Annotated in this window: 2 protein-coding genes and 1 tRNA gene; 2 read left to right on the forward strand and 1 reads right to left on the reverse strand. The window is 57.6% G+C overall.

Translation table 11 applies throughout. The annotated features are described in order from the left end of the window. Positions 1–45: 45 nt before the first annotated feature. Positions 46–120, forward strand: a tRNA-Glu gene (locus JHD62_RS21280). Between the two features lie 134 nt (positions 121–254). Here the strand turns inward: JHD62_RS21280 and coq7 are convergent. Continuing rightward, positions 255–875 carry a 2-polyprenyl-3-methyl-6-methoxy-1,4-benzoquinone monooxygenase gene (gene coq7 / locus JHD62_RS21285; RefSeq protein ID WP_045845593.1) on the reverse strand — a complete coding sequence of 207 codons (621 nt, stop codon included), beginning with the start codon at positions 873–875 and terminating at the stop codon, positions 255–257. A gap of 127 nt (positions 876–1,002) precedes the next feature. On the opposite strand from coq7, the gene ppa reads away from it, so the two are divergent. Further along, positions 1,003–1,530 (forward strand): inorganic diphosphatase, encoded by a 528-nt coding sequence (gene ppa, locus JHD62_RS21290; RefSeq protein ID WP_045845592.1) that lies wholly within the window; start codon positions 1,003–1,005, stop codon positions 1,528–1,530. Positions 1,531–1,650 lie beyond the last annotated feature (120 nt).

Genomic DNA, 1,650 nt, shown 5'->3' on the forward strand with positions numbered 1-1,650 from the left:
ACGAACCAAAGGGTCGGGCGTTCGAATCGCTCCGGGTGCACCAAAGTCCCTATAGTTTAGCGGTTAGAACACCGCCCTTTCACGGCGGTAGCCGGGGTTCGATTCCCCGTGGGGACGCCAGGATTCAGAAATCAGCCCAGTCGCATGACTGGGCTTTTTTCATTTCCGGCCACCAAAGCCACTTTGCTGCATTCCGCCAGGTAACAAAAATGCCACCCGCAGGTGGCATCTTCAACATATGTGCTGATCAGGCATCAAACCCGGTAACTGCTGACCGTCATCACCTTGGCTGTCAGTTTCATCAAGCCCTTCACCGGTGCCGGCAAGCGGGCGGCACCATATTCGTGCGCCATGTCGGCATGGCGCAGTTCGTCATCCCGCATCTGGCTGACAATGGCACGGCTCTTGGCATCTGCTGCCGGCAAGGCAGTCAGGTGGCTGTCCAGGTGCGCACCAACCTGGTGTTCGGTTTCTTCCAGAAAACCCAGGTTCCATTTATCCCCCAGCAAACCGGCAGTCACGCCAATGGCCAGCGAGCCGGTGTACCACAGCGGGCCTAGCAGACTAGGCTGACCACCCAGCTCGCGAATACGCTGCTCGGTCCAGGCCAGGTGCTCCACCTCCTCGAATGCAGCGTGCTGCAAGGCTTCGCGTGCGGCCGGATTACGTGCAGTCAGGGCCTGCCCCTGATACAGCGCCTGTGCGCACACTTCGCCACAGTGGTTTACCCGCATCAGGCCGATGGCATGACGCTTTTCCTCGGCGCTGAGTTCGGCCTCTTCCAGCCCGGCATCCGGCCGTGGACGCTGGCTTTGCGCCGGCGCAAACAGGGTGCGCAAACCCTTGTCAAATTCGGTAATCAGCGTGTCAAACATAGTGTTCCCGATTGGTGCACAAATCCGTCAAAGATTATACCTGTGCACCGCACAACACGGCAGCTGCTGATATAATCCTGCAAGAAATTCCGTGTAAACAACCACCATTAACAAAGGATTCTGCCTGATGAACCTGGAACTCATCGGCCCGGGCAAAGACATGCCGGGCGACTTTAACGTCGTGATCGAAATCTCCGCCAACGCTGCGCCGATCAAATACGAATTCGACAAAGAGTGGAACACCCTGGTGGTTGACCGTTTCATGGGCACCTCCATGATGTACCCGGCCAACTACGGCTTCGTGCCGCAAACCCTGGCTGGCGATGGCGACCCGGTTGACGTTCTGGTGGTTACCCCCTTCCCGCTGCCGCCGGGCGTGGTGATCCGCTGTCGCGCACTGGGTCTGATCAAGATGGAAGACGACGGCGGCATCGATGCCAAGCTGGTTGCCGTACCGGTGGAAAAGCTGTGCCCGATGTACAAGTCCATCCAGAAGCTGGAAGACCTGCCGGAACTGCTGCGTGCCCAGATGGTGCACTTCTTCGAGCACTACAAGGATCTGGAAAAAGGCAAATGGGTCAAGATCCACGGTTGGGGCACGCTGGAAGATGCCAAGACCGAACTGGTGGAAGGCATTGAACGCTTCGGCAAGTAATTGCTTCACACGGCCTGCAGTGCAGGCTTGTGTCCGCCACGGACAAAAAAACGCCAGTGCATGCACTGGCGTTTTTGTTTGCCTGACCGGATCAATGGCTGTCTCTTATACACATCTCCG

It is taken from the genome of Aquitalea sp. ASV11, from assembly GCF_016429185.1.
GTDB lineage: Bacteria > Pseudomonadota > Gammaproteobacteria > Burkholderiales > Chromobacteriaceae > Aquitalea > Aquitalea pelogenes.

Coding starts and splice junctions, on each gene's coding strand:
- coq7 (WP_045845593.1), bottom strand. CDS start 875: ATGTTTGACACGCTGATTACCGAATTTGACAAGGGTTTGCGCACCCTG.
- ppa (WP_045845592.1), top strand. CDS start 1,003: ATGAACCTGGAACTCATCGGCCCGGGCAAAGACATGCCGGGCGACTTT.